Source organism: Sphingobacterium sp. UBA5639, assembly GCF_002421245.1.
GTDB lineage: Bacteria > Bacteroidota > Bacteroidia > Sphingobacteriales > Sphingobacteriaceae > Sphingobacterium > Sphingobacterium multivorum.
Map to the genome: position 1 here is coordinate 75,694 of NZ_DIJR01000037.1, position 18,907 is coordinate 94,600.

19 protein-coding genes are annotated in these 18,907 nt (G+C 39.6%); 4 read left to right on the top strand and 15 right to left on the bottom strand.

Going from position 1 to position 18,907, the window contains the following annotated elements; translation table 11 throughout:
* Window positions 1-4 precede the first annotated feature (4 nt).
* The 4 genes from B4Z90_RS23850 to B4Z90_RS23865 form a co-directional block, all read right to left on the bottom strand.
* Window positions 5-3,151: a SusC/RagA family TonB-linked outer membrane protein gene (locus B4Z90_RS23850; RefSeq protein ID WP_286803523.1), complete on the bottom strand. Its 3,147-nt coding sequence runs from the start codon at window positions 3,149-3,151 to the stop codon at window positions 5-7.
* Window positions 3,152-3,232: 81 nt separating this feature from the next.
* The gene (locus B4Z90_RS23855; protein ID WP_286803525.1) at window positions 3,233-4,405 is read right to left on the bottom strand and encodes a glycoside hydrolase family 130 protein; all 1,173 of its coding nucleotides are present in this window, start codon (window positions 4,403-4,405) and stop codon (window positions 3,233-3,235) included.
* A gap of 159 nt (window positions 4,406-4,564) precedes the next feature.
* Window positions 4,565-5,842 carry a sugar porter family MFS transporter gene (locus B4Z90_RS23860; RefSeq protein WP_286803527.1) on the bottom strand — a complete coding sequence of 426 codons (1,278 nt, stop codon included), beginning with the start codon at window positions 5,840-5,842 and terminating at the stop codon, window positions 4,565-4,567.
* Entirely contained in the window at window positions 5,839-6,699 is an 861-nt protein-coding gene (locus B4Z90_RS23865) for an ROK family protein (protein ID WP_201303444.1), read from the bottom strand. The genes B4Z90_RS23860 and B4Z90_RS23865 overlap by 4 nt, the downstream gene beginning before the upstream one ends.
* Window positions 6,700-6,932: 233 nt before the next feature.
* On the opposite strand from B4Z90_RS23865, the gene B4Z90_RS23870 reads away from it, so the two are divergent.
* Both B4Z90_RS23870 and B4Z90_RS23875 read left to right on the top strand, forming a co-directional pair.
* Window positions 6,933-7,577, top strand: coding sequence for an OmpA family protein (locus tag B4Z90_RS23870; RefSeq protein ID WP_159332653.1), 645 nt, complete (start codon window positions 6,933-6,935; stop codon window positions 7,575-7,577).
* A 34-nt stretch (window positions 7,578-7,611) separates the two neighbouring features.
* Window positions 7,612-8,313 carry a PRC-barrel domain-containing protein gene (locus tag B4Z90_RS23875; RefSeq protein ID WP_286803528.1) on the top strand — a complete coding sequence of 234 codons (702 nt, stop codon included), beginning with the start codon at window positions 7,612-7,614 and terminating at the stop codon, window positions 8,311-8,313.
* 272 nt (window positions 8,314-8,585) lie between these two features.
* Here the strand turns inward: B4Z90_RS23875 and B4Z90_RS23880 are convergent, their stop codons facing one another.
* From B4Z90_RS23880 to B4Z90_RS23905, 6 genes are all read right to left on the bottom strand, one after another.
* Entirely contained in the window at window positions 8,586-9,263 is a 678-nt protein-coding gene (locus B4Z90_RS23880) for a RagB/SusD family nutrient uptake outer membrane protein (RefSeq protein ID WP_286710452.1), read from the bottom strand.
* Window positions 9,238-9,951, bottom strand: coding sequence for a RagB/SusD family nutrient uptake outer membrane protein (locus B4Z90_RS23885; RefSeq protein ID WP_286803529.1), 714 nt, complete (start codon window positions 9,949-9,951; stop codon window positions 9,238-9,240). The genes B4Z90_RS23880 and B4Z90_RS23885 overlap by 26 nt, the downstream gene beginning before the upstream one ends.
* A gap of 3 nt (window positions 9,952-9,954) precedes the next feature.
* Window positions 9,955-10,215: a hypothetical protein gene (locus B4Z90_RS23890; protein ID WP_286710450.1), complete on the bottom strand. Its 261-nt coding sequence runs from the start codon at window positions 10,213-10,215 to the stop codon at window positions 9,955-9,957.
* An 87-nt stretch (window positions 10,216-10,302) separates the two neighbouring features.
* Window positions 10,303-10,677 (bottom strand): hypothetical protein, encoded by a 375-nt coding sequence (locus tag B4Z90_RS23895; RefSeq protein WP_286803530.1) that lies wholly within the window; start codon window positions 10,675-10,677, stop codon window positions 10,303-10,305.
* A 13-nt stretch (window positions 10,678-10,690) separates the two neighbouring features.
* Window positions 10,691-11,173 carry a Fic family protein gene (locus tag B4Z90_RS23900; protein ID WP_286710448.1) on the bottom strand — a complete coding sequence of 161 codons (483 nt, stop codon included), beginning with the start codon at window positions 11,171-11,173 and terminating at the stop codon, window positions 10,691-10,693.
* Window positions 11,166-12,548 (bottom strand): nucleotide sugar dehydrogenase, encoded by a 1,383-nt coding sequence (locus tag B4Z90_RS23905; RefSeq protein ID WP_286710447.1) that lies wholly within the window; start codon window positions 12,546-12,548, stop codon window positions 11,166-11,168. Before B4Z90_RS23905 ends, B4Z90_RS23900 begins: the two co-directional genes overlap by 8 nt.
* 482 nt (window positions 12,549-13,030) lie before the next feature.
* Here B4Z90_RS23905 and B4Z90_RS25260 point away from each other — a divergent pair, with 482 nt between their 5' ends.
* Together B4Z90_RS25260 and B4Z90_RS23910 are read left to right on the top strand one after the other, a co-directional pair.
* Window positions 13,031-13,252 carry a PAS domain-containing protein gene (locus B4Z90_RS25260; RefSeq protein WP_376745398.1) on the top strand — a complete coding sequence of 74 codons (222 nt, stop codon included), beginning with the start codon at window positions 13,031-13,033 and terminating at the stop codon, window positions 13,250-13,252.
* A complete protein-coding gene (locus B4Z90_RS23910; RefSeq protein WP_286803532.1) occupies window positions 13,249-13,419 on the top strand; it encodes a hypothetical protein in 171 nt (56 codons plus the stop codon). The genes B4Z90_RS25260 and B4Z90_RS23910 overlap by 4 nt, the downstream gene beginning before the upstream one ends.
* Before the next feature lie 144 nt (window positions 13,420-13,563).
* On the opposite strand, the gene B4Z90_RS23915 is transcribed toward B4Z90_RS23910, so the two are convergent.
* The 5 genes from B4Z90_RS23915 to B4Z90_RS23935 form a co-directional block, all read right to left on the bottom strand.
* Window positions 13,564-13,989 carry a WxcM-like domain-containing protein gene (locus B4Z90_RS23915; protein WP_286803533.1) on the bottom strand — a complete coding sequence of 142 codons (426 nt, stop codon included), beginning with the start codon at window positions 13,987-13,989 and terminating at the stop codon, window positions 13,564-13,566.
* 5 nt (window positions 13,990-13,994) lie between these two features.
* Entirely contained in the window at window positions 13,995-15,914 is a 1,920-nt protein-coding gene (locus B4Z90_RS23920) for a polysaccharide biosynthesis protein (RefSeq protein ID WP_286803535.1), read from the bottom strand.
* Window positions 15,915-15,999: 85 nt separating this feature from the next.
* Complete coding sequence (locus tag B4Z90_RS23925) at window positions 16,000-16,956, bottom strand: MraY family glycosyltransferase (RefSeq protein WP_286709905.1); 957 nt, start codon at window positions 16,954-16,956, stop codon at window positions 16,000-16,002.
* Between the two features lie 3 nt (window positions 16,957-16,959).
* Entirely contained in the window at window positions 16,960-17,913 is a 954-nt protein-coding gene (locus B4Z90_RS23930) for an NAD-dependent epimerase/dehydratase family protein (protein ID WP_286803537.1), read from the bottom strand.
* The gene (locus B4Z90_RS23935) at window positions 17,879-18,907 is read right to left on the bottom strand and encodes a hypothetical protein (protein ID WP_286709907.1); all 1,029 of its coding nucleotides are present in this window, start codon (window positions 18,905-18,907) and stop codon (window positions 17,879-17,881) included. Before B4Z90_RS23935 ends, B4Z90_RS23930 begins: the two co-directional genes overlap by 35 nt.

Below are 18,907 nucleotides of genomic sequence, written 5' to 3' on the forward strand. Positions count from 1 at the left end.
GGTTTTATAAAACTATATTAATACCAAAATTGAACGTTTTCAATTGTGGATAATAGCGCAATCGGCTTTGATTGCTTTCAGGATCTATATTTTTCAATAACGCATCACTCCCCGTGAAAGTCAGCAGGTTATTGGCATTAAAATAGACTCTGCATCGGTCAATCTTTAAAGACTCTATCCATTTTTTTGGAAGAGAATACCCGACTTCCAATGTTTTTAACCGTAGATAATCTGCTTTATGTAAGGACCATGAGTTATCAGATCGGTTGTCCACCTGACCTGTTACCCGGGCTGCGGGCATTGTGCCGGCAATCCATTCACTATTGGGATCAGCAGGATCTGCCCGGTGCCATCGGTCGGTCATAAATGCAAATCCGTTACCTAGGCCCTGTTGGATAAACGGATCAAGTATATCGCCACTTATATAAATATCATGGCCTGCAGCTCCCTGAAAAAATAAGGTCATATCAAATCCTTTATAATTCGCGCCGAGATTTAATCCATAATACATTCTTGGTGTTGCACCATGACCGATTGGTTCCACATCGTTCCCATCTATAATGCCGTCGCCATTCACATCTTTGAATTTCAAATCTCCGGGAAGCAGGGATCGATTTCCATTATTATCCTGCACCGGTGAATTTAAAATATCTTCATACGAGGAAAATTGACCCAAGACCGTCTTCCCCCACCGGATATCCTTATTTCTATCATTACTGTTGTTCCGCCAATTATCATACATATTGGTTGAAGCTGCACGTTCGACGTAGCCATAGCGGATGCGTGTTACAGAAAAATTGCCGGATATATTATAGGCAAAATCACCAATTTTATTTTTATGGCCTACAGTCCATTCAAAACCGGTATTGATATCTGAATTTAAATTTTCCTGTGGCATAGACTCGCCGAATGTTGTCGGGAAAGTGCCTTGTCTTGTCGCAGGAAGCCCAGAGCGTTCGCGTCTAAACCAGTCGAATTCCGTATTGATCAATCCGTTTTTAAAGGAAGCCTCAAACCCTAGATTCATGATATTAGACTCGTACCATGTCAACCAAGGATTGGCCATCCCACTGCTTCTCAGCCCAGAAGACAAGCCTCCAGTTCCCAGCACATAACTCCCTCCATAGACATATCCATCGAGGTATTGGAATGCCGAAAAATCACCCTCATCACCGACTTTGGCATAGGAGCCCCGGATTTTTACGTTATCAAAATGAGCAAAATTTTCTTTGAAAAATTTCTCTTCCGAAATCCGCCAACCCGCTGAAACTCCCGGGAAGAATCCCCACCTGCGGTCCCGCTGAAATTTATAAGATCCATCATAACGGAAATTCAATTCAAGTAGATATCTTCGGTCATAGGCATAATTAAACCTTCCTACCAGACCTGCATGCGCCGTTTCCACACTTTTGCCACTCGTATTTTGGTTTTCGGTGTCTCCTTTACTGATGTCGTCAATGATCCCGATTGAAGATTCCCTAAAACCCAATATATCGGTCAAACGGTCGTGATAGGCCTCCCATAACAATAAGCCACTGACATCATGCTTTTGTCCAAATACACGGTTGTAATTGATCGAATACTGCTGCGTTGGCATATACAGATTTTCCATCTTGGACTCCAGGCTTGCTTTTTTTCTTAGAGCGACCTCGGTATATTGTTCATTCGTCTGATTGTACTGGTAATCGCTCAATGCCTTTTGCCATGTTTTCCATTCACTGTTCTTATAGTCATAAGCGACCATAGCACGTAACGACAGTCCAGCTATCCACGGTAGCTTCCAATTTAGATCCAATGAACCGTTAAACTCTCTTCTCAGGCGCGATTCGTATCCACTATGCTCGATATAAGAGCTATGTATAGGGTTGGCCATGTTTCCAATGGCCTGCCAATAACTGGGATTATTGTTGGCATAAATTGAATAAATAGGGATGGCCATCTGTGCCTGTGTAAACAGATCGTCACCTCCATACGGTTTTTCACGATCTTGTAAACGACCTGTCAATTTAAATCCGACGGTAAAATTTGGCGTAACATTCAGATCAATATTGGAGCGTAGATTATACCTTTTGAAGTTCCAGTCATCTGACCTCAAAATACCACCCTGGTCAACATATCCCACCGAATTATAATATTTAACTTTGTCATTTCCCCCATAGATGCTGACATTGTGTGAGCTCTGTGGAGCATTGTTACGCACGAGGGAGTCCCACCAGTCAGTACCCTGTGCTCCATTTTTGTAACTATCGAGTTGTTCTTGACTGTATGCTGGTACCCCAGTGTACGGATTAGAATTATAGATCGCTTCATTATACAGCGACGCATATTCATAGGCATTCATCATACGTGGATATCGCGTCACCTGCTGGATTCCATAATATCCATTGTACTCCACTTTAGTTTTTGAATTGCTTCCTTTTTTTGTGGTCACCAATAGCACCCCGTTGGAACCTTTAAATCCGTATACCGCGGCAGCAGCATCCTTTAATATTGATATAGATTCGATATCATTCGGATCGACCTGTGCAAAATCTCGCTGTACGCCATCCACGATAACGAGCATGCTACCGTACCCGCGGATATCCACCGACGCTCCGTCATCTCCGGGGGCACCGCTACGCTGTACCGCACGAATCCCCGGCAATCGACCAGCAAGCATATTTGTTACGTTTGGCGTCTTTACCTTAATCAGCTCTTCAGCCTGTATGGATGCAACTGAACCTGTTACCGAAGCTCGTTTCTGCACGCCGTATCCCACCACCACAACCTCGTCCATCATCGCTACACTATCTTGCAGAATAATGGATAAGTTTGTTCGTCCCCCAAGCAGGATTTCTTGGCTCTTATAGCCGGCGGCGGATAGCAGCAGTGTTTCATTAGGATCTGTTGTAATGGAAAATTTTCCGGTTCCGTCCGTACTGGTTCCGATGGAGGGTGTGCGCTTTATTTGCACAGTGACCCCGGCGATCGGATTATTGGCAGCATCCGTTACTTGTCCGGTTATCCGGACGGGTGCTTTGGCCATAGCCATGAGGACAAGATCACTGTCCCAACGCTCATGACCATAAGCCGCGGATGTCATTAGTGCGATCCCTATCAAACTTGCCTTTAAGGCGCTCTTATAGGCTGCATTTAAATCACGCTGTATCATTTTTTATAAAATTTATTTTTGGTTAGTAATTCTTTATTAAAAACGCTTACACGAATCACTTTGGCTTTATACATCTATACCTTATTTTTCATTAGGGATGGGATCCAGTGTAGCAGGATGTTGCGGATCAAAAATGGCAACACCAACCTTTGAATCCGCACAGCCATAGTATAGAAACCATTTCTGTTTAAAATAAACCAGGCCTTCAATAAACACTGTGCCGTCAACATATTGACCACTTTTTTCAAAAGCTTCCATTGGTCTTAGGAAAGGCACGTCCATCCTTGCTAATACTTTACCCGGATCTTTACTGTCGAAAAGAACTTGCCCTGCTGAATAAGTACCTTTATTAAATCGCTTATCTCCTTTTTCAGGGTGGTTTTTACCATTATATAATAGTAGAATTCCTTTATCTGTCAGGATGGCCGGTGGGCCACATTCTGTTAAAGAGCTATCAAAATATCCCTCTCGAGGTGAGATGAACGCTTTGAGTTGACCTTTCTCATCTACAACCGGTTCCCAGTCAATCAGATTATCCGACGTTGCGCCATATACACCATGCTCGCCCCAGTACATCCAATACTTCCCATTTACTTTAGTAATTAGCTGCTTACCATTTTCCAGTTTAGTGACAATCGATGCTGATTTATGCGATTTATTGACGAGCTCAGGCAGTATGTTCGATTTTTTAAAAATAGGCCCATATTTTGTCCAATTTTTAAGATCCTTTGAGGTAGCTACCCCCAGGCGAGGTACTTTTCGGTTCCATTGCGTATAGAACATCACATAGGTGCCATCTTCGGATTCCGCTATACGCGGATCCTCCGTTCCACCGGGCCATTCAAACTCACGCTGGCTATCAGCCCCGGGATAAAAAACAGGCGTTTTTTGTCGGTTGAAATGTGTTCCATCAGCGCTCGCAGCAAGCCCTAGACGTGAAGTACGATGACCAATTTTTATCCCCGTCTTATCTTCAGCACGATAAAGCACGTAGATACTATCTCCTTTTACCACCGCTGCCGGGTTGAAGGTGTCATTATTCTCCCAATGCACAAGTTGCCCATTCATGGGATTCATAAATGTGGTGGTACTATCAGGTTCGATTACAGGGTTTACCCCTGCTGGACGAATGAAACCGCCCATTACCCAGTCTGGGGCGAGATGGCGCGGCTGTCTTTGCGCGCTACAGCCCCAAAAAGTCACCGTAATCGCAATTATGGAAAGAGGCTTAAATAGCGTTATTATTTGTTTCATATGTCAATTATTTTAATATTATGGTATTACGAAAATGTTTCTTTAGTATCAAAAGCGCAAAATTATCTTAGAAAACCGGTTTTGCAAAACGAAATTAATAAGTTTATAGATCAATATCGCTTTATGATGAGGATTTAATAATTATTTAATATGGGAACTTTAGTTTATTTCTTCCAATACTTTGCCCTTCGTTTCGGGCATACATAGAATAAACACGAAGGACGCGATAACCATCAGGGCATAGAATAAAAACACATAATATCCTCCGAGTACGCTACCTTCTACAATAATTGGAAATACCCAGGATATTATTGCAGCAAATAGCCAATGGGTCGTGCTCCCCAAGGAAGAGCCTTGGGCGCGAACCTCGTTCGGGAAAATTTCCGCCAAAAACACCCAAATCACGGCACCTTGTGATAAGGCAAAAGATGCTATAAATCCCATGATATAGAAAAGTAAAAATTGTGCGTTTACTCCTTTTAGGCCAAAGGCTGCCAATAACAGAAATAAGAACATGCCAATAGCGCCTGTCAAAAGCAGTTTTTTTCGCCCAAAACGATCTATGATGCTCATGCCAACCAGGGTAAAGAGCAAATTGGTACCACCGATAAAAATAGGCTGAAGGTAGGCTAATGCTGCACTAAAGCCCGCCATTTCGAAGATCCGTGGTGCGTAATATAGAATAGCATTAATTCCGGTCATTTGATTGAAGAATGCTAACAACACCGCAAAAAGTATAGGTTTGGCATACCGTTTTTGGAATAGGTTAACATGCTTACCAGATGTTTGGGGCTGATTGACCTGCACTTCAAATGGAGTTGCAAGCCGAAGATAACTTGCACGCGCTTTTTCAATGTGTCCCTGCTGCAATAGCCATCTTGGACTTTCGGGAATAAGATTCAATAGAAGTACAAATAATAGAGCAGGCACAGCCATGATACCGAGCATGTATCGCCATCCGCCTGAATTTACGCTCATAAAGAGAAAATTTGTCAGATAGGCCGTAAAGATTCCCAGCACGATCATAATCTGAAAAGTTCCTGTAAGTTTACCGCGATCTTTTGCGGGAGCAATTTCGGAGGTATATACTGGTCCAACAACAGAGCTGATCCCCACAGCAAGTCCACCAAATAATCTGAACAACAGGAAAAGCTCCCAGATGGACGCTACTGCACAGCCCAATGCTGAGAGTAAATATAAAGCTGCAACGAAATAAAGCACGGGTTTACGCCCATAACGATCGGCCATACGTCCGGCGATAACGGCTCCTATAATGGTTCCGATCAGCGAGATCGATACGGTAAGTCCATGACGGACAGCATCCAAGTCCCAGAGTTTTTGTATGATTTGTTCAGCACCCGATATCACTGCTGTTTCAAAACCAAACAAAAAACCTCCCAACGATGCGATCAATGTAAATTTCCAAATGGGTTTCATATACTAAATGTCTTGAGGGTTAATCCGAGAAATAAGTTGCGTTCATCAAATGATGCAAGGGATAGCTCCGTATCAAGGGTACAAAGGAGCTTATCAAAAAAATAATTGTGGGCCTTGGCAATACTGCCTCCGATTATAATTGTGTCTGGCGTTAACGGATAAATATATTCTTTAATGAAAGTAATCAGTTGCTTGCTTAGGAAATCAAAAGCCTCTTTTCTAAAAATTTCCAGATCTGGGCGTTCAGCTATGTCTTTTATGTTATCAACGGGAATATACCCAAATTTTTCTGTCAAATGAGCTAAGACCCCTCGGGTTGAAATGAAGTCTTCTACAATGCCGTTGCTGAAAACTGCTGACCCTAAATTGAGATCTACGATTGTTCCATTTTCGTAAAGCGAAGAACCCAATCCGGTTCCTAAAGTCAGGCCTATAACGCGCCTATTTTCCATTTTTTTATTGACAACTTCGCCCAATAAAAAGGCTGCAGCGTCGTTATAAAAGTAGATCGAACTTAAATCAATTCCTGTGATATTCGCAAAAAATGTTTTTAGATTAAAGCCTAGTAGCGACTGATACTTATTCATTCCGTCCATTAAGGATATTCCGCTTTCGTAATCGAATGGGCCAGGGCAAGATATGAAAATTTCGGATGGTAAATGCGTAGTTGAACTTAGGGTCTTATCGATGGTTTGTTTTATGGCCGACAAAATCTGTACTCTTTCTGCGTTACTATTTACATTCCCGCGAAAGTACGATCCGTCCATGACAACTGCAGGGCTCCCATGCACAAGGCCTGATGAGCAATGCGTACCACCTAAATCGACACATAAAATTATATTTTCGGTATGAGGCATTTTTGTTTTTAAAATTGGTTATTAATGATAATAAGCAAAACCGGTTTTGCTTAGATAATACGAAGATAACACTTATATTTGAAAATCAAATTTTTAATCTAAATTTTTATCTTCCATCCGTCTTACATCCTCTCTTAAGTTTAGCGGTAGCCCCCTATTTTGTATGTGCCATAAAAAAACTTTTAAAACCGAAGATAGAATTTAGGTGTTCTCCTAGAAAAAATAATAGCTATATGGCACATTTAGAAGTAAAACCTAAAAGCGGAGCACCATGGTGGCTTTGGCTTCTACTCGCACTTATTGCATTGGCAATAATCTTGTTTTTTGTAAATCGTAATAACAGTGCATCCGATGTCGCTGATGCCAGGGACAGCACCGGCATGGTAACAGATCAGGGCGATATGGGCGGGGATACCCTTGCAACAACGGAACCAAGCTGGAATTCAGTAGATTTCAATAGTGCTGAATCTTCGGACCCGAACATCACGGACAAAGATATTCGCGTACGCTCCAGTGATGGCTATACCATTTACTCGCTTGGCGAAAATATATTATTTGCCACTGACCAAAGCGCCATACAAAGCAATTCCGAGGCGAAACTTAAACAAATTTCATCGGCTTTGAATAAAGATTTTCAAGGTGCCTATGTAGGCGTATTTGGGAATACGGATTCTACCGGCACGGCATCCCACAACAAGCAACTGGGCATGGAACGTGCTACTGCCGTGAAGGACTGGTTGGTTAGTCAAGGTGGAATTGACCAAAGCAAAGTAAGCGTACATTCACGTGGAGAAAATGCTCCTGTGGCTGACAATGCAAGCGCAAGCGGAAAAAATCAAAACCGAAATGTAGAGATCGTGGTTTTTCGCAATAAATAGAAACCTAAAGTTTTGAACTCAAAAATTTAAAGACATGGCATTAGAAGAAAAAAAATACAACCATTTAATCGAATTAGGAGGAAGCGATTATGAAATCGTTGATGGTGAACCAGATATTAGAGGCTGGAAGGTGAAAAATCAGGCCGGACAATCGCTAGGTGAGGTGGATGACCTCCTTTTTGACCCTCAAAGCCAACAAGTACGCTATATTATTGTTGACCTGAAAGATGCAGATTTACCTATTGAAGACGACAAAAAGATATTGGTGCCCATTGGCGTAGCTGCACTTTATGACGGGAAGCGTATACAGGCGAGTAATGATGAAACGGGTACCGTGGAGCCCATCGACCGCAGCGGCGTACTACCGGTAGATGAAATCGATCCCGTGGAACCTGCTACAGACTATCGCTATAATCCGGCCGACGATGGTGAAGTCGTGGTAGTACCGGTTACTGCCGACCGTCTGACCAGACTACCGGCCTACCGTGAAAATAACCTGGATCCGGATACTGAATTATCCATTCGCCATATTTATGAGGGAACAGGTGATGTCGGATTTACGGTAGGATCTAGTGTATATGACCACGATTTTTATCAACATCCACATTTTAATGAAGATACATTTTATAGCCCGGGATCAAAGGCAGATGAATTTGCTGCGGAGCGCGAGCGTGCCCGACGTGTACGTGCGAGATACGATAGAAATTTAGATGGTGATCCCAATGATTTAATCTAAAGAATTTATCAGGTTAAGATCTTACCATTCCAAAGGTTTTCATTCTTTACAGTTTGAAAACCTTTTTTTTTCCGGGAACCTAGTCCTTAGCAGCTGCAGGCAGATCCTCCCATATTTGGCATTCGCCCCTGAAATTAGACCTCTCGTACCAAAAATGAAGACCGGTCGCCATCGCACAAAAAATCATACAACTACGTACCTAAAAGTCATACATCCAGGGCAGATTACTGCGCTAACTAACGAAGGAACTACCCTTCGCTAGTTTCTTACGATTATTCCATACCGGTCATATTTTTAACCTCGGCTGGAATATTAAAAATGTAATCCCTGCTATTGGGCAAGAGTTTGAATTGTTCAGTTTTTCCGTCAACGGTTACCTCACGGACAATTTCCTTTTTAAAACGTTCGTCTTTATTCAACCGTCTCAAATCCGACCACCTTAGCCCTCTACGAACCAACTCTTTACGCCGCTCCCTAATTATTATTTTCAACAAAGCTTCGGAGTTAGTTTCCGTTACAGGCACAAAGAATTGCTTCTCAATCCGATTTTGCAACAGATAATTTAACTGTTCCAATGCGCTGGTAACATTTCCCAATCGTGCGTTACATTCAGCGGCATTTAATAATACTTCAGAAGTCGTCATACCTACAAAAAAGAGCCCTGCCCCCGTTCCCATATACTGCCCTTTAAATGTAGAGAAGCCATCTGTTCCTTTTTTATAATTTGCCCGAAGTCGCAAGTCATGCGTTTCATATAGTTGAAGTAAATCCATTGTCAAGTACGACCCTCGACTCCCAATAAACATGGTCGAGCCGTTTGAGTATGCAAAAAATAACGTTTCAGCATTCATCGCTGGATAAGGATAAGCTGCATCGACATTCATTGTATTGAGATCCATCAAAGTCTTATAACTGCCCAATACCTTATCCGCATAATTTTTTGCTTGCACATAATCTTCCCATCGCCAAATACACGCGTGAAAGTGCAGCAAAGGCTGAAATCCTGTTGGGTCTTGGCAGTATACCCAGTTCATGTGGCAGCAAGTCACTCGCTTGTTCCAAATCTTCAATAACCGAACGATAACATTCCCCAACTGTTGACCGCTTGGTTTTGTCATTGATATCAGCAGTCAACTTGAGCGGTATGCCAGCCCCATTATTATCACCTTTCTGATCAAAAGGCGCAGCATATAGCTGCAAAAGAGTAAAATGCATCAATGCCCGATGAAAAAGCGCCTGTCCTTTGATATTAGAAGGATCAAGCCCTTTCAAAATTTTAATATCAGGAAGTCTATCCAGCACCGTATTTGTTACAGCAATAGCACTTCTAATTCTACCTTCAGGATCCATCAGTAGATACCTCGGAATTCCATTAAACTTAAATAATTCACGCAATGCTTTATATTCATCGGCAGAAACCCGATAGGATTCAAACATGCTATTTTTAACGATATAATCTTTATACAACTCCATATCTGGAGTTCTATCGACGTCGGTCACAAAAACAAACGCCAAATTCGGATTATCTTTGAGTTTTAAGCGTTTCCCTTGCGACGATTCAATACCGGAGCGGCATGGGGCGCACCACTTTGCCCAAAAGTCCACAACTACGACTTTACCACGGTATTTATCTGTCATGCTCTAAAAAGTAGTTGCAGCAGCAGTAGGAGGCAGCAAATAGCCGTTTTTGGATTTCTTCACCCGTTCAGCTAGTTGGAGAGCTTCATACCTTAAATCTCTATTTTTTAACACGGCCAATAATTGTTCTGTAGTTTTTGTTATCCATGCTATATCAGCTGCACCATTTAATGCAGACTTCAAGGTACGCAATTTGGCAACTTCAGAAACCAGCGTATTAGCTATCGTTGGATTAGACTTTCGATTTGCCGAATCCAATACCAAATATAAATTTCCTTTACGTTCACTATTTAAGGCATCATAACTAAAAATCTTTATACGACTTTATTGAATTTATCTTCAATATTCCTACTAAAATAACTTAATATATGGATCAAACATAAATATTTGCCCTCTTTTCCCTCCAGTCATTTCTTTTAAGATATGGTATTGTTTCATTTCATCAATTATTTTGTAGGCATTTGGTATAGATACGCCAGTAAAATCTAACACCTGTTGCGCGTTAATGATTGGGCGTTGATATAAGTGGTCTAAAATATTGAGTATATGGTGACTTCTTGTGCTATTCTTCTCAATTATTTCTTCTTTTTCCTTTTTTAATTTGAGAATTGCATCAAATGTTGCAATTCCATTCTTTGCAGTTTCTATAATGCCTACCAGAAAAAACTTCAACCATTGCTTGATATCATTGTGCGTACGAACACGCATTAAATTATCATAATACAAACCTCGGTTTCGTTCAAAAAAAATCCGAGAGATATAAAATAGGCTTTTTAAGAATTCCTTTATCTACTAAATAAAGCGTAATCAATAAACGCCCTACACGGCCATTACCATCAAGAAAAGGGTGGATAGTTTCAAATTGGTAATGAATTAATGCAACCTTCAACAAATCAGGAAAAAAATATTCTTTATTATGTGCGAACTTCTCCAAATCATTCATTAATTCAGGAATAGAAGAATGTACTGGTGGTATAAAAGTAGCATCGTTGATAGTGGCTCCACCGATCCAATTTTGACTTGTTCGAAATTCGCCAGGTAATTTGTGCTCACCACGCACACTGTGCAATAAAATTCGATGGGTATCACGAATTAATCTTGATGAAAAAGGCAATGCCTTTAGTTTTTTAATTGCTTGGTTCATTGCATCAATATAATTATGAACTTCTACCCAATCGTCTCTACGTTCAACTACTAAATATCCTTTTCTTAGATTATTCACCGATCGCATAGTAATCAAATCCTAAATCCTTTAACTGGGTACGATCCAATATTTTGCGTCCATCAAAAACAAAGGCCGGCTTTTTCATCTCTTTTTTAATCTTCGCCCAATCGTATTCTTTAAACTCATCCCATTCGGTCAATACCGCAACAGCATGTGCACCCTGAAATGCTTCATAAGGATCATTGATTACTGTGACTAAACGACGATTTTCACCTGGCGAGCGTGTACCGAAATAATCCAAATCTTTATAAACCTGCTCTGAAGAAACCTTAGGATCATAAACCACCAGATGGGCCTCCTCTTCCAACAAATGATCCGCTACATAAATGGCCGCAGACTCCCGGGTATCATTGGTATCTTTCTTAAATGCCCAACCCAAAACAGCGATCTTCTTACCATTGACCGTGTTATACATAGTTTGAATAATATTTTGTGCAAAACGTGATTTTTGGTGATCGTTTAAAATAATAACCTGTTCCCAATAATCTGCTACGGCGGTCAGATTGTAAGAACGCGCAATATATACCAAGTTCAAAATATCCTTTTGGAAACAGGAACCACCAAAACCGACTGATGCCTTTAAAAACTTAGGGCCGATACGGCTATCTTGACCAATGGCCCGCGATACCTCATCCACATTGGCACCTGTAACCTCACATAGTTCTGAAATGGCATTAATAGATGACACACGTTGAGCCAAAAACGCATTGGCAACCAGTTTAGCTAATTCCGAAGACCATAAATTGGTCGTTAAGATACGCTCGCGAGGTACCCAAGCTTCGTAAACCTGTACCAAGGCTTCGATCGCATTTGCATCCTCCCCTCCGATCAATACACGGTCCGGATTGTGCAAATCTGTAATAGCAGTACCTTCAGCAAGAAACTCAGGATTAGAAAGAATTTGGAAGTTGACACCATTACCCGTATTGTCCAAAATGCTCTTTAAAGCCGCAGCAGTACGAACTGGTAAAGTGGACTTCTCGACAACTATTTTATCGGATTTAGCAACAGCAGCAATCTGACGAGCACACAACTCGATATACTTTAAGTCTGCCGCCTGACCTTTACCTTTACCATAAGTCTTCGTCGGTGTGTTGACAGAAATAAAAATCATATCGGCCTCATCAATTGCCTTTTCCACATCGGTAGAAAAGAAAAGATTACGCCCGCGCGCTTCTGCTACAACCGTATCGAGTCCAGGCTCATAAACAGGTAGTTTTTCTAAGTCAACATCGTTCCAAGCATCGATACGCGCAGTGTTTACGTCGACCACAGTAACAGTAACATGTGGATTTTTCTGTGCAATGACCGACATGGTAGGCCCTCCTACATAACCCGCCCCAATACAAGTTATTTTTTTAATTTCTTTCATTTTATCTGTTTCAAATTAATTTTTTATTAATTTCTTTTTCTTCACATTAATGCAAAGTGCCTTGCTGTAAATGGTAACTAAGAATGCAGCATAATTGGTAAGTTGGAGTGCAGCATTTTTGGCACTAATAAATACACAATCCAGTCCAAAAGTATGCTATAAAATTTACTTGTCCAAGAACGTTTTTCTATTCTGCATTCGATAGCTTTCCCTATTGCCCAAATTAGCCCAAAATTTCTCACATCTCCTCCTAAACCATGGATAAAGGATGTTCCACAACCTCATGAACCCTCAATTGAAGCGATACATTTAATTTCTCGCAAACTTCTCGTTTGGAATAACGCTTCTTTAACAATTGCATGCGCTTACTTCCAATCTGGCACATGTTCTAAAGTAGAATCATGCCTATCAGGAAACCTTCTTTAGCAAGGGAAGATATAAATCATCAATAGAAAATGGCCGGGACCTTGTCGCCATCATTGATGCGGTATTGCCTTATTGGCTTTGATGGATATATTAAAAAGTGTAATAAAGCATTTTTCAATCTATTTGGCTACCAAAAAGATAGATTGTATTCCACATCACTTTTTCAGTTTATCCATATAGCGGATAGAGAACGTGCCCGTGAAGATTTCGATTCTTTAATCAGCGGCCATTCTATGGAGCCTTTTGCAGGAAGGTTTTTGACCGATAAGGGGAATTGAAATGGTTGTTATGGTCTGCCACTATTGCAGCTGAATCTAAAACTGTCATTGCTGTTGGAAAGGATATTACCAAACAGAGACATGCCGAACAAGCATTGCAGACGGCTTATGAACGTTTGAAGACGGCTCAAAAAATAGCTAAACTAACACAGAATCCGGGTTACTAATAAATAATTAAGGGGCTACTAAATCTTTTAGATAGCCCCATTTTAATACAATAATCTATTCCGTACACAACATCATTTTAGCAATACTTAATAGGCTGACCAAGGAACTACCTCGCAACCAATTAAAGGGCACTAAATATCAATTTATTGCTTTCTATTTTTAAAGTAATCCAAGGGATACGTGTGATCATCGTTTGCCGCATGTTCAATTCCATAGTCGGAATATACGAGCAATTCACTATCAGGTTCCATTGCTTTGAAAGCAGTACCGTAGCCTGCAGGGACGTGTAACACACGCAATTTGCTAGCAGGCATAATCATATTATCGACAGGAAGATCTGGTGAGGCTACTTCCCAATTGTCAATTTTCACCAAATCTACGGAAAATGATCCAGAGAGTACATAAAACCAGCGTTGTTCGATCTTATGAGCGCGCCAACCTCTTACCAACTCTGTATCTAGATTCTTGATAATATAAAAGCGCTTAACAAGGCTCATGTCAAAATCATTGACAAATCTTATTTGTCCTCTATGGTCTTTGGCGACTCCCCCTTGTATTATATTCATCATATTTTTCATTTATCTAATGTCTGAAATACAGAATTCTGCGATCGATATTCGGGCACAATTAGCTTTATCAATCTTACAAGTTCCATTTTATCTGCACTAGGATTTGCATCTTCTACATATTGACATAGATATTCAACTCTACTTTTCTGCATATCTAAGTCAGCGGTATTTACTTTGGCAATCATAATCTTTTCATGATACGTCTTCTCGGTATTTTCTCCATTTGCCAAAAGTTCCTCAAATATTTTTTCTCCAGGTCGTAACCCCACCACCTTAATATCAATATCCTCTGGGTAATTATATCCTTTTAGGCGGATCATCTGCTTGGCAAGTTCCATAATTTTAACAGGTTCGCCCATATCAAATACAAATATCTCCCCTCCTTTACCCATCACTGCTGCTTCCTGCACCAATTGGCAGGCTTCGGGGATGGTCATAAAATACCGCGTAATATTGGGGTCTGTAATGGTCAACGGACCTCCATGGAGCATCTGTCTTTCAAAAAGTGGGATAACTGATCCATTTGAACCTAAAACATTTCCAAACCGTGTGACGATAAAATTAGTTTTAGAATATTTATTAACTGTTGATACGGCTATCTCTGCCACACGTTTTGTGGCTCCCATTACATTCGTTGGGTTGACAGCCTTATCGGTGGAAACCATTACGAATTTAGAAACTTCATACTTATCTGCCAATTTGGCTAAAGCATACGATCCGCACACATTGGTCAATATGGATTCATACGGATTGGCCTCCATGAGTGGTACATGCTTATAAGCTGCTGCATGAAAAACATAAGTAGGCAAAAATGTTTGAAAAACGGTTTCCATAAAAGGTTGATTCCGGATATCCCCAACAATAAAGGTAAAACGGTCGAAATTCACATTGGAACTAAGTTCCTGCTGAATTTCGTAAAGTGCAGATTCTGCCTGGTCTACAACAATAAGTTTCAACAGATCGGTATGTGCCAATTGCCGAACAAGTTCGCTGCCTATAGAACCCGCGCCACCAGTTACCAATACAATTTGGTCTTTCATTTCCGATGCAATTGTCGGATTATCGAGATCAATCGCTTTACGCCCAAGCAAATCTTCGATTCGGAGACTTCTAATCTGCCTCGTGGCAACTTCTCCAGCAAGTAATTTAGCCGTGTCAGGAATTATCTTTACAATAAGTGGAATTGGTTCTGCCAACTTGAAAACATGCTCTAAACGTTGAGGATTATGGTCGTCAATCGCAATAATCAATTCATGTGCGTTTCCATGCTTCTTTACAAAAGCTTTATTAAGACAATTGATATCCCTAACTTTAAATCCTTGAATGCGTTTTCCAATACGGCTTGGCTTGTCGTCCAGAATGGCCACAATACGATATTTATTGCGCGAGGTCGTGTGAATAAAGTGAAATGTCGTATTCCCCATATTCCCAGCACCAAAGAGGATTACAGGTATACGGTTATCTTTCTGATTCCACACAAGTTCATGGTATATAGATCGATAAAGAACCCTAAGGAAAGTCATTCCAAAACCAGCGATGAGAGTATGAAAAAGAAGTTGCGTATCCGAAAAAGGCACTATACTTTGCAATATGGTATTCTTAGGGACTATCCATTCTATTAATTTACTAAGTAACTCAACAGAAATATAAGCCAAAACAAGCGCAACAACAAGTTGCTGAAGGTCCCGTATTCCTGTTTTGTGCATGACACTTTTAAATGTCCCGAAGATCAAAAACCAAACAAGGTAAACTGTGCATACGATAATCAACTGACCAAATAAATTGTTTAGGTCAACGATTCCTCTATGTTTGAAAATAAGGATATAGCTCATACCAAAGCTAGTGCTTACAATGAGCATATCCACTAATAGGACCATCCACCGAGGCTTGTTCAGTAACAGCCCCTCCCTCCAAAGGTTAATCATTTTTGTAAATCAAAAGGTCAAAATAATGCTTTCAAGTTCCCCTTTATTTTAAAAAAATTTCTACAAAATTTAGAAAAAAAAAGAGCTATTTTACATAGCTAGTAATAATATATTTTTTCAAAATTAAATATACAACACTTAAAACAAAAAGTAGGCCAAGAGAGAAATAAATTTGAATATCATAGCTCTTATTTGAAAATTCAATGACGGCAAGCCCAATTCCAAACTGAGTAACTCCATAGAGAAAAGAAATCAGTAACTTATTGATACCAGCTTCATTCCCCATATACTGATATAAATGAGAGCGATGAGCTTCAAAAATATTTTCTTTTAACGTTAATCGCCGTAGTATCGTCCAAACAGCATCAATGCCATATATGGACAAAAATAGGATGTAAATTAAATTGCCTGTTTTTAATATAAGAGCTCCTAGAGCAAATAATAAGATATAGGCTATCGCCACAGAACCAACATCACCAGCGAAGCATTTCGCTTTTGTACGAAAATTAAAGAAGGTAAATACTAAAACGCCCAATAAAGTAAATACTAGCAATTCTTGTGGTATAAAATCAAGCTGCTTGTTTACAAGCATAAGGAGCCCACCAACAGCTAAACTATAACAGGCCGTAATGCCATTGATACCATCCATAAAATTGTAGGCATTAATCACACCAACCACAATGATAAAGGTTATGATCAAAAAATACCATGGCATTGCAAATACATTCAGTTGGTAGGCCATTAGTAATACCGACGCAAAATGCACCAGCAAGCGTATCTTGTTCGATAGCGTAAATACATCGTCTAAAAAAGACACAATGGTCATCATTGTTAGCCCTAAGAAAAACCAGGGGAATTGAAAACCAGACCAGATAAAGTATGCCAGCGCTCCAAAATAAAAGACTATGCCACCACCACGAAGTGTTATTATTGAATGGGAAGAACGCTGATTGGGCTTATCAATAATATTAAAGCGATCCGCTATCTTGAAGTAGAGCAGTTCGAGGACAAAAAGTAGAGCAACAATAATTAGATACAACATGTCCTATTTAGATACTTTAAATGATAAAATAGTTTTGATAAGTCCTTCCTTTGCTGACAAAGGCAGCTTGTCAACACCTAAAGCTGTTTTAATTTTTTGATTTGAAACCACATACGATTCTGTCAGCTTTTTTAGACGTTCTGAATTTAGCGGTAGTGGTAAAATATCTCCTATCCTTACCATTGATTTAATAAAACCGGGAGAAATATGCCATAAATGTTCCTTTTTTCCAAGAGTAGCTGCAATTAATGAAACCAAATCATTTGTCGATAAGGATTCATCATCGGCGACGTTATAAACACCAGATGGTACAGATTGGTCAGTAAGCATTTTGTAAATGATATAAGATAAATTATCTATGCTTAAGAAAGAACGCTGATTATGAAATGCCGATAATGGCCAAGGAATATTTTTATCAACAACCTTATATAATAAATTTAAATTCCCTTTATTTCCTGGTCCATGAATCATACATGGCCGCATAATAAAAAGTCGCTTTCCTAGAGGCAGGGTCTGGCTTAATAGAAATTGTTCGGCTTCTAATTTCGATTTGCCATAGGGTGTCAAAGGTTTTGGTTGCACATCTTCAGCAAGTACACCGTCAACTGTATCGGCAACTGCTTTTACAGAGGAAAAGTAAAAGAAGTCGCAAATATCAGAACTTAAGAATTTTTTAAAAAGTTCGATTGTCAAATCCCTATTTACTTCGAAATACTCGTCAGAACTCGAAGTATTAGACGTATCGTGTGCCTTGCCAGCCAAGTGAATTATTGCATCGGCTGACACAGGTATATGTACATGCCAATCTTTCTTTCTTAGGGAAATTCTCTCTATTTCGATTCCTTTTATTGATAGATATCTAAAAAGATTTTCTCCAACGAATCCAGACAAGCCTGTTATTTGTATTTTCATAATATAAACATTATATAAAATCACTCCAATAAGAACTGTCTTCATCCAAAAATAAATTGTAGAGCCATCCGGATATTGAAAGCCTATGATAAATCTCTCTATCTATAGGTTGATAAGGTTTATCCAACCACTCCAAATCTACATTTATATTATCACGATCCAAGACAAATATATTATCACTATTGAAAAAGTCAAACTTCACAATTTCACTGTTCGTTGTAATTAATTTCTTTTGCGCTCCAATCGACTCAAATGTCCTCATAGTAAGTCCCTTTTGCATAGGGTGATTGATATCCAAAATTACATTTGACTGTTCATAAAGGGATAACATCTCATGAATTGTAAGAGACTTAAAACTAATTTTTTTGATATCAAAATTCTTAAACGTTTTATCAAATAATCTTTTGAAATGATAAACCCATTTACTATGCATAAAATAGTAACAAAATGCTGATCGTCCATGATTCTCAAAATACTCTTTTATTTGAGAGCTTATGACATAACGATCAGAATGAGCTGTACCTAAAAATAATAGATCATATCTTTTACTAACGGATCCACTAATTTGGCTGTAGCTATCAATAAAATAGAGTGGTCGAAAATTAATACCAAATTTTTTTGCATCACCAGGATCAAAAGAAAATTTTCTATCGTACAAGTGGAGATGATTTGAAGTATTGGGAGTATTTCGAAACGAATCCCAATTATAAAAGATTAAACAACAAGAAGGATGTTGTTTTTTAAATTCTTCCAAAAAAAATACAGGCACTACTTCTCCCCGGACAACCAACAAATAGCTAAAATCAATATCTTTTGTCTCAAGAAGAATTCGCTTATAATAACGCTCGATTTTTGATTTATAAAGACTTTTCTTTACGCGTATGATAGCTTTTGTTAAGTTAGTGTCCTTAATTCGTTCATCATAAAAAACAACATCAGCACCATAACTTTTGAGTTTTGCAATAATTTGGTTCTCTAAACCAAATGTTCTCACACATAAGAAAAGAATCTTTTTATTCTTTAATTGATTGGTTATCAT

Coding starts and splice junctions, on each gene's coding strand:
- B4Z90_RS23850 (WP_286803523.1), bottom strand. CDS start 3,151: ATGATACAGCGTGATTTAAATGCAGCCTATAAGAGCGCCTTAAAGGCA.
- B4Z90_RS23855 (WP_286803525.1), bottom strand. CDS start 4,405: ATGAAACAAATAATAACGCTATTTAAGCCTCTTTCCATAATTGCGATT.
- B4Z90_RS23860 (WP_286803527.1), bottom strand. CDS start 5,842: ATGAAACCCATTTGGAAATTTACATTGATCGCATCGTTGGGAGGTTTT.
- B4Z90_RS23865 (WP_201303444.1), bottom strand. CDS start 6,699: ATGCCTCATACCGAAAATATAATTTTATGTGTCGATTTAGGTGGTACG.
- B4Z90_RS23870 (WP_159332653.1), top strand. CDS start 6,933: ATGGCACATTTAGAAGTAAAACCTAAAAGCGGAGCACCATGGTGGCTT.
- B4Z90_RS23875 (WP_286803528.1), top strand. CDS start 7,612: ATGGCATTAGAAGAAAAAAAATACAACCATTTAATCGAATTAGGAGGA.
- B4Z90_RS23885 (WP_286803529.1), bottom strand. CDS start 9,951: ATGACAGATAAATACCGTGGTAAAGTCGTAGTTGTGGACTTTTGGGCA.
- B4Z90_RS23905 (WP_286710447.1), bottom strand. CDS start 12,548: ATGAAAGAAATTAAAAAAATAACTTGTATTGGGGCGGGTTATGTAGGA.
- B4Z90_RS25260 (WP_376745398.1), top strand. CDS start 13,031: ATGCGGTATTGCCTTATTGGCTTTGATGGATATATTAAAAAGTGTAAT.
- B4Z90_RS23915 (WP_286803533.1), bottom strand. CDS start 13,989: ATGATGAATATAATACAAGGGGGAGTCGCCAAAGACCATAGAGGACAA.
- B4Z90_RS23920 (WP_286803535.1), bottom strand. CDS start 15,914: ATGATTAACCTTTGGAGGGAGGGGCTGTTACTGAACAAGCCTCGGTGG.
- B4Z90_RS23925 (WP_286709905.1), bottom strand. CDS start 16,956: ATGTTGTATCTAATTATTGTTGCTCTACTTTTTGTCCTCGAACTGCTC.
- B4Z90_RS23930 (WP_286803537.1), bottom strand. CDS start 17,913: ATGAAGACAGTTCTTATTGGAGTGATTTTATATAATGTTTATATTATG.
- B4Z90_RS23935 (WP_286709907.1), bottom strand. CDS start 18,907: ATGATAACCAATCAATTAAAGAATAAAAAGATTCTTTTCTTATGTGTG.